Source organism: Candidatus Atribacteria bacterium (assembly GCA_011056645.1).
GTDB classification, from domain to species: Bacteria; Atribacterota; Phoenicimicrobiia; order Phoenicimicrobiales; family Phoenicimicrobiaceae; genus Sediminicultor; species Sediminicultor quartus.
In genome coordinates this window covers 1-8,904 of sequence record DSEL01000172.1, presented here as the reverse complement: position 1 = coordinate 8,904, position 8,904 = coordinate 1, and the positions used below count along the sequence as shown (strand labels likewise).

Annotated in this window: 7 protein-coding genes and 1 riboswitch; all 7 genes read right to left on the bottom strand. The window is 37.4% G+C overall.

The window, feature by feature from the left end; translation table 11 throughout:
• Nucleotides 1-110: 110 nt before the first annotated feature.
• Nucleotides 111-198: riboswitch (cyclic di-GMP riboswitch) on the bottom strand.
• Between the two features lie 227 nt (nucleotides 199-425).
• On the bottom strand, nucleotides 426-1,418 hold the full coding sequence (locus ENO17_07540; protein HER24882.1) for an ABC transporter ATP-binding protein: 993 nt from the start codon (nucleotides 1,416-1,418) through the stop codon (nucleotides 426-428).
• The gene (locus ENO17_07535; protein ID HER24881.1) at nucleotides 1,405-2,403 is read right to left on the bottom strand and encodes an ABC transporter ATP-binding protein; all 999 of its coding nucleotides are present in this window, start codon (nucleotides 2,401-2,403) and stop codon (nucleotides 1,405-1,407) included. Before ENO17_07535 ends, ENO17_07540 begins: the two co-directional genes overlap by 14 nt.
• Nucleotides 2,404-2,406: 3 nt before the next feature.
• Nucleotides 2,407-3,279 (bottom strand): ABC transporter permease, encoded by an 873-nt coding sequence (locus ENO17_07530; GenBank protein ID HER24880.1) that lies wholly within the window; start codon nucleotides 3,277-3,279, stop codon nucleotides 2,407-2,409.
• Between the two features lie 57 nt (nucleotides 3,280-3,336).
• The gene (locus ENO17_07525; protein HER24879.1) at nucleotides 3,337-4,344 is read right to left on the bottom strand and encodes an ABC transporter permease; all 1,008 of its coding nucleotides are present in this window, start codon (nucleotides 4,342-4,344) and stop codon (nucleotides 3,337-3,339) included.
• Between the two features lie 177 nt (nucleotides 4,345-4,521).
• Entirely contained in the window at nucleotides 4,522-6,087 is a 1,566-nt protein-coding gene (locus ENO17_07520; protein ID HER24878.1) for an ABC transporter substrate-binding protein, read from the bottom strand.
• Between the two features lie 142 nt (nucleotides 6,088-6,229).
• Complete coding sequence (locus tag ENO17_07515; protein ID HER24877.1) at nucleotides 6,230-7,597, bottom strand: glycoside hydrolase; 1,368 nt, start codon at nucleotides 7,595-7,597, stop codon at nucleotides 6,230-6,232.
• Nucleotides 7,598-7,641: 44 nt separating this feature from the next.
• Nucleotides 7,642-8,829, bottom strand: a complete 1,188-nt coding sequence (locus ENO17_07510) for a beta-aspartyl-peptidase (GenBank protein HER24876.1) — start codon at nucleotides 8,827-8,829, stop codon at nucleotides 7,642-7,644.
• Nucleotides 8,830-8,904: the final 75 nt, after the last annotated feature.

Sequence of the window (8,904 nt, the reverse complement as noted above, 5' to 3'; positions counted from 1 at the left end):
TATGAGCTTAGTAATTTTCCAAAGAGATTTATTTTCTTCTTTATATCTTTTATCCATATCACTTTTATTTCCCCTTCTTTTGTTATTAAAGCTTTTTAAAAAATATTAAAGTTGGTAGCCTGGCAATCCATATATTTTAAGTATTTCTAATCCATAACTTTCAGCTCTTTCCTTTCGGATAGTTTGTCTTTATCAGCTTTTAAAAATGTTTCTTCTATTTTTAAATATATTTACCTCTAATAATATTATTCCCTAAAAGAACTAATTTTAGATATTAATTTTCAGAAAACAGTGACAAATCCTATTTTATTATATTCTAATTTTCCATTTTTCGAGATTTTTCTAAAGAAAAATATTCAAGGTCAGGTTTAACAACTTCACGTTGTCAAGCGTAAAAAATAATTCTTTTGCTTTTTAGAGGCCAATTAACCTAAGGGAAAATGGCACTTCACCAAATGTCCTTTGCTTATCTCTCTTATTTTAGGTTCTTCTTTGAAACATTTTTCTTTTATATAAGGACATCTGGTGTGAAACCTACAACCCTGAGGCGGGTCTATCGGACTCGGAATTTCACCTTTCGGGAGGATTTTTTTCTTTTTCTTTCTCGGATCAGGGTTGGGAATTGAATTCAGAAGAAGTAATGTGTATGGATGCCTGGGAGATAAAAATATATCATTTTTTGATCCAATCTCCATAATCTGACCAAGATACATCACTGCCATATAATCTGCCATATAATCGATGACAGTTAAATCATGAGTAATAAAAAGATAGGTTAAGGAGAAGTCCCGCTTCAGACTCTTTAACATTTTCAAGATAACCGCTTGCACCGAAACGTCAAGGGAAGATGTGGGTTCATCCAACACCAGGAATTCCGGTTTTAAAACAAGAGCCCTGGCTACGGCAATACGTTGGCGTTGACCTCCGCTAAATTCGTGAGCATACCGGAACATATGCTCTTCCCGCAAACCAACCTGTTCAAGAATATATTTAATCCTTTGGTAGATTTCTTCCGATGAAAGTTTAAAATGAATCTGCAAGCCTTCTCCTATAATATTTTTTATCAGTTTTCTGGGATGAAGAGAATTATAGGGGTCTTGAGAAATAATCTGCATTTTCCGACGAAAGATACGAAGTTCCTTGGCGTTAAGAGAGGTAATGTCTGTCGAAAGATATCGAATAACACCCGATATCGGTTCTATTAACCGAAGGATAGTTCGCCCTATGGTGGTTTTCCCGGAACCGGATTCACCGACAATGCCAAAAACACTATTTTTAGGAATATCAAAAGAAATGTCATCTACTGCTTTCACATACCTGTCTGAAGAAAATAAACCCTGTTTAACCGCAAAGTATTTTTTAAGATGCTCAACCGATATTAAATTTTTTTCTTCTTCTTTCACTTTAAGTGTCGGCATTTTGTATATTTTCCTTCCTATATAAATAACAAGCTATATAATGACCTGATTTAATTTCTACCAAAGGCGGAAAATCTTTTCGGCAAATTTTCATAGCGGACTCGCATCTTGGGTGAAAACGGCAACCGGAAGGTGGATTGACTAAATCCGGCACAATTCCCGGTATACTCTGAAGTTCATCTGTCCTGCCAATTTTCGGAACTGCCTTTAGAAGCCCCCTGGTATAAGGGTGATGAGGATTTTCAAAAATATTTGTTGTCCTGGCATATTCAACCATGTTCCCTGCATACATGACTGCCATTTTATCACAGAATTCCGCTGCAACTCCCATATCATGGGTGATTAATATCACCGCATTACCAAGCTTCTTCACCAATTCATCAAGCAATTCCAGGATTTGCGCTTGTATGGTTACATCAAGGGCAGAAGTCGGTTCATCTGCTATAAGCAGTTTTGGATTAGAAGATAAAGCCATGGCTATCATAACCCTTTGCGCCATGCCCCCGCTTAATTCATGAGGATAAAGATTGATGGTTCTTTCCCAATCAAGGCCGGCGATTTCCAACATTCTTCTAACCTCTGCATATACTTCCTTCCCTATCTTTTTATTCTTTGCCTTACCAATACTTTCCGCTATCTGAAATCCTACTTTCATCACAGGATTCAGGGCAGCATTCGGTTCTTGAAATATCATGGATATCTCTTTACCCCGAATATTAATCAAGGTATTTTCTTTCATAGAAGTCAATAGTTTATCTTCAAATAGGATATCTCCTTCAATGATTTCACCAGGTTGTTCTATTAAGCCCATGATGGATAATGCGGTTACAGATTTACCGCATCCCGTTTCCCCAACGATGCCCAGCCTTTCACCTTTGTTCATCCATAGTTCTACACCATTTAATGCTTTAATGATTCCGCGATAAGTATAAAAAACTACCTTAAGTTTACTGATATTTAAGAGATTCCCTCTCACCTTTGGCATCCATTACCTCCTAAGCCTTGGGTCTAATATGTCTCTAATACCATCACCTAAAAGATTAAAACCCAAAACAACAAAAGCTATGGCCATACCCGGAAAAGTACTTATCCACCACTGGTCTACAAGATAGCTTCGTCCATCGCTGACAATGGCTCCCCATTCCGGTGTGGGAGGTTGTGCTCCAAGACCAAGAAATCCAAGACCTGCTGCGGTAAGAATAATGGTTCCCATTCTTAAAGTCAGTTGAACGATCACCGGAGATATGGACATGGGCAAAACATGAAAAGCAATGATTCTAAAATTCTTTGCTCCTACTGCTCTTATCGCCTCAATATAGGGTTGGGATTTTACTTTCATTGCTTCTGCCCTTCCAAGTCTCGCATAAACCGTCCAATCCACCAGTGAAATGGCTATCATCGTATTGGTAAGATTTGGTCCTAGTACTGCAGTCAGCACCATTGCCAAAATTAATCTTGGAAAGGCTAAAAACATATCGGTTATTCTCATTAGAATTTCATCAGCCGCGCCCCCGAAATAACCAGCGGCAATACCAACAATGACGCCAATCATCACACTGATGATTGACACGATAAAAATAATCCACACCTCTACTCTTGCACCGTAAACTACCCGACTGAATATATCTCGGCCATATTGGTCTGTACCGAAAATATGCTGGGAACTCGGAGGGAGTAACCTTTCTTCCATAAATTGTTCAGTCGGACTATAGGAGGTCAATAAGGGAGCAAAAATGGCTGTAGTTAAAAATATAAAAATGATGACGGTTCCGAGCATGGCAAGAGGGGTACTCTTCCATAGATAATAAGTATGTTTCCAATCTTCAATAATGGGCTTCCTTTGCTCAAGAAACAATTTTATTTTTTCTTTTTGCCCTATATTTTTTACAGCATTTAACAATTTCCCTTATTCCTTTCTTTATACTCTCATCCTTGGGTCGAGAGCGGCATAAGAAATATCAACCACCAAATTGGCAAGTGAATAAACAAATGCAATAAACAGCGTCCCTCCGGTTACTGCCGGATAATCCAATACCAGCAAAGCATTAACGATATATCTACCCAGGCCAGGCCAGCTAAAAATAGTTTCCGTAAGCACAGCTCCACTTAAAAGACTCCCAAAAGAAAGTCCTATAATGGTCACAACAGGTATTAATGCATTCTTAAGGGCATGGCGATAGATGACCACCCTTTTTGAAAGCCCCTTGGATTTGGCAGTCCTTATAAAATCTTGTCTTAGAATATCCAGCATGCTTGCTCTCATTATTCTTGCTATTGATGCCGCTGAAGCATAACCAAGAACAAAGGCAGGAAGTATAATGTGGCTAAGCACATCCCAAAAAGCAGTCCAATCTCCAGCAAGAATAGAATCCAAGAGTAAGAGCCCTGTAATACGCGGGGGAAAGATAAATAGACTGTTTCTCCCTCCACCGGGAAGCCAACCTAAATGATAATAAAATAATAATAATAGCAATAAACCGAGCCAAAAAACCGGCATTGAAACGCCTAATATGGAGAAAACTCTTGAAAAATGGTCAATGGACTTATTTCGATAGATGGCAGAAAATACACCGAGAACGACACCAACTAATACAGAAAAAATCATAGAAGCAATTGCTAATTCAATAGTAGCCGGGAAATAATTTATTATATCTTTTAAGACAGGTCGATTTGATTTGAGAGATACTCCAAAATCTGCATGAACTATGCCCTTTATATAATCAATGAACTGCAAGGTTATCGGTTTATCCAAACCAAGTTGATGTCTCATTTCATCAACGCGTTCTATGGGGGCATTTCCACCTAATATGGCTCCAACCGGGTCTGCAGGAATAACATGAGTGATAAAAAAAACGATGGTTGCTACTCCCATCATGACAATAGCCATCAAAAAAATTCTTTTTAAAATGTAAGTTCCCAGTTTCATTAAGTATTTTCCTTTATTCCTTCATCTCTTAATAAAATAATTATTTTTTCAAAATAAAAGCGGTCTTAGGATAGAAAATCATCCCTAAAATAGGGGAAGGTAAAGCCTAAAACCGCTTTTTACAGATTAACTGTCAGCCTTTCCTCTTTCTTTTAATACTTTAATGTTTTAGGATTATTATTTGCTAACTTCCGTAAGGTCAAAATGTACAGAATAACCTTCAGCAGCTTTGTCATAATTCTTTACTTCGTTTCTTACTCCCCAGAATTCAATCGGTTGATACATCATGGCAAAGGGGCCATATATATGCCAGTAATTGGTAAGATCCTGGTACATTTGGAATCGCCTGTCTTCATTTATTTCTTTGCTCGCAGCCTCCGTAAGATTAGCAGCATAATCATCGTACCAGACACATCTCCAAGCAAGTTGTTTCACCCGATAATTAGCAAAAGGATTAGAAAGGGCATCTGCATCCGGATAATCAACCCCCCAGCCAGCAACGATCATTTGTAATCCTTGTTCCCTAAATTTTGCATACATCTGCGATGCCTGCATCAGATTTATGGTAGCTCTTATTCCTATCTTGGCAAGATTTTCCTGAACGACTACCGCTTCAGTTTCTCGACGTTCTGTGGTATTGGTCACTAATTCCACATCAAAACCATCGGCATATCCTGCTTCAGCCATCAGTGCTTTTGCTTTTTCTATATCCTGGTAATAAGGATTATTCTCAACATAACCAAAGTATCCGACAGGAAGAAATTGCTGATTGTTTATGGCAAAACCGGTCATTACTTTATCGATTATTGCATCATAATCTATCGCATATTTCACTGCTTGTCTTACTCTTACATCTTTAAAGGGTCCCCAATCAGCATTCATTCCGACATACTCATCGCTTTGTCCGGGAGTAGTAACAATAGAAACATCAGGACCACCTTTTAAAGAATTGGCCTGTTCAGCGGTTAAGTCCCATGCTACATCGATATCTCCTTTTTTTAGCAGTAAAAGTTGATCGGTAGGTTCCGGAATATCCTGGAGAATGATAGTCTTAATCTGGGGAGCTCCTTTCCAATAATTCTCGTTGGCTTTAAGTACTACTTTTATCTTTCGGTCCCATACATCAAGATTATATGGACCCGCACCTGCACTATGGTCGGTAAGCCATGCCTGTCCCATATCACCATCGACTTCATGTTCTTTTACAATTCTCGGATTTAAAATTCCACTAAGCGTATTACCCATCATGGTGAGTACAACATTCGAAGGAGAACCATTAGTGACTATTTTTACAGTATAATCATCGGGAGCGGTAATGCTTTCCTCGGTTAAGCCCAATACATCAGAAAATAACCAACAAGGAGATTTTTGAAGTTTTAAGACCCTTTGAAAAGAATAGACAACTGCATCGGCTTTTAAAGGATCACCATCAGCAAAGACTAATCCTTTACGAAGGTGAAAGGTCCATGTTTTACCATCCGGAGCTACTTCCCAACTCTCAGCAAGACCCGGAACCGTGATAAATTGATTATCTTTAACAATAACATTTACAAGTTTGGCATAAATGTTCTGTACAATTGCATTAGGCAGAACTTCAAAAGATACACCAGGATCGTTGGTGATAAAAATCTCTGTATTGGCTCCGATAACTAAAGCATCCTTCGGAGTAGCTGCATTGGTTATGCAGGTCAACGAAAGAAACAATACAATCAATATGGAAACTAGGTTCATTCTTTTTAACATAAAAAACACTCCTTTAAAAATTATTTACTTTTATTATAAAAAATCAATAATTTTTTTTGGCATCACCTCTTTCAAATATTTATCATTCCCCTTTTAATCTTTTTAGGTCATCACCTCCTGGTAAAAATAGTATCCCTTATGATTATTGAAGCTTTTGGGCAGTGGTAAATGCCTCCAAGTAGCTCTTCTCTCCACTCATAAGTAATTGGTGTACTTCCGAAATAAAAACCCCGTGAACGGTAATCGGTTTTGTCTTTCCATCTTCACTCTTTATCCCATATCCGGAGCCGGCATGAATGATATAATGATTTTTTCCGGCATTACCCAGATACATGACCACATGTCCTTTTAAATGAATGATTTCACCAGGTTGTAATTTATTTAATACACTCTCTCTTCTTTTTATAGAACCACTAAATCTAACCGATATTCCGGCTGCTCCCTCCTCCTGCATCCGGGTATATCCGGGAAGAATAATATTCATGGTTTGATAGATATTCATCACTAACTGAGCACAATCTCTTCTTTTGAACATTCCGTTCCATCCGTATCTTTCACCTAATAATTTAAATGCCTGTTCTATAATATTTCCCCTGGTATAAGGAAGATAACCTTCACAGACATCATTAGAACGGGCAACTAATGCTAATTTGAATTCCAGATATCCTTTCTTATCTTTAACCGGAATTTTTACTACATAACAACCCTGAGGAGATTGAGCGTGTAAGTTATTTAACGGAATTGATTCCGGGATTTGATCAAATTCGATTAAAGGGATTTTATCTCCCATTTGAAATAAAATATTGGATATTTGCTTAATGAAAGGATTAGGCTCTGTCTCGATTTTGCTCCCGGTTACTATTAAAAACTTATCTGAATTGACGTAATCAAATACTTCTTTTTTGTTTTTTGCCAGAGCGATGTTTTCTCTTTTAATCCATCCTTTATAAATTATACTTTGAATATAATACCAGTTGCCATTTTTGCTTTGATGCAAAATTACTACCGGGCTCCCCGTCGGCAGGGTAGTTAGCTGAAAAAGATCAAAATCGATAAACTTTGGTTCTTCGGCGAATAGTGTTTCTGTTGGGAAAGTCCTTACATTTTCTCTCTTTATTAACATACCCCATTCTACCCTGATTTCATCAGGTATTCCATCAAAATTGGCTTGATTTAGCACTTCCTTCCTGACCGTTTCCGAAATTTTCCTTGCATGGGTATCGTAACAAGATTTATGGGTGAATCCGTCTTCAGAGGAATAGGTTTTCATGGTATGTAATAATTCTTCTCGGGTTATTATCTCAGGGTAGGTTTTCAGATCATATAACCATTCCTTAAATCCTTTGGATTTCATTTTTCTAAAAGATTTTTTATTGAATTTTATTATCTCTTGGTCACTTAAGATTAGTTTTTCTGCATCATCGATTTTTTCTATCCAGTATTCCGGTTTTAACATACACTCTTCGACTTTCGGAGCACATACAGGTAGCTGCATTACTTTTTTTATCATTAGCTAAATCCTCAATTTAGGTTTAAATCAATTATCTCGTGATTTTATTTTTCAAAGGTTCCAAATTTTAGCATCTCTTCATCTTCCATAAGTGTTTTACCACGGGCAATAACATGTTTTATTTTAAGCGACTTCTTATCTAAAGCAATAATATCTGCATCCTTCCCTGTACTTATTTTTCCTTTGTTGTCCAATTTTAAATGTTCAGCAATATTAGTAGAAGTTACAAGAATCGCCTCTTCTATAGAAAATTTTTCTTCTTTTACCATATTAATAAATTCCTGATGCAGAGACGAGACAGATGCAATACTCATGCCAACGAACTCTTTCTTTTCATTAAATTTGGGGATACTACCATTACCATCGGAGCTAATGGTAATCTTTTCTATGGAAACACCATTTTTCAGCAGTTTTATAATAGCTTGGCCAGGTTGTATACTTTTACTTGATTTTTCTTCCTCTGAAACGCCGGCAGTCAAATCGATATATCCACCCATTTTCCCAAATTCCATAACTTGCTGAAAAAGTGCTTCATCTTTTTTATTTAGATGCGTTGGTGCAAATTGTTCCACGGGTATTTCGGTATTTCTAATAATATCAAATAAGTATTTTAAACCATGTTTTTCACTTCCCATATGTATATGAACCACGCCTGCTTTTCCCGCAAGTACTCCACCCATTCTTGCCTCAGAGGTGGCTCTTCTAAATTCATCTACCGTGGGATGAGAAGCTCGATGGTCCGACAAGGCTATTTTTAGACCAATCACCTTATCGATTAAAATGATATCAGATAAAATGCTTTCGGTAATGGTTGGCGAAGGATATTGGTATGCTCCGGTATATATCCAGGTGCTTATCCCTTCTTTTTCCAATGCTCTTGCCTTCATCAAAAGGGCTTTTAAGGATCTGGCAAACCCGTCTGTCCCTAACAACCCAACTACTGAAGTTATGCCTGCTTTCACAAATTCACTCAATTGGATGGGAGGCGTTCGATATTGAGGTCCTCCCTCGCCGCCGGCACCATTAATATGGACATGCTGGTCAATATGGCCGGGAATGACAATATGCTTTGAAGCATCAATGATTTTTATATTGTTATCTAATGCGTTTAGTGCGGATATTAAAATATTTTGGCTAATAAAAACAATTTTATCATTGATAATCAGTATATCTTTTTTTCCTTTAGGTTCAGGTGTGTACACCTCTCCGTCTTTTATTAATAGGATACTCATATTGCCTCCCTATAAAATCCATTCTTCTCTTGTATTATTTTTTAGTTAGATGACTTACCACTACTATACATATAC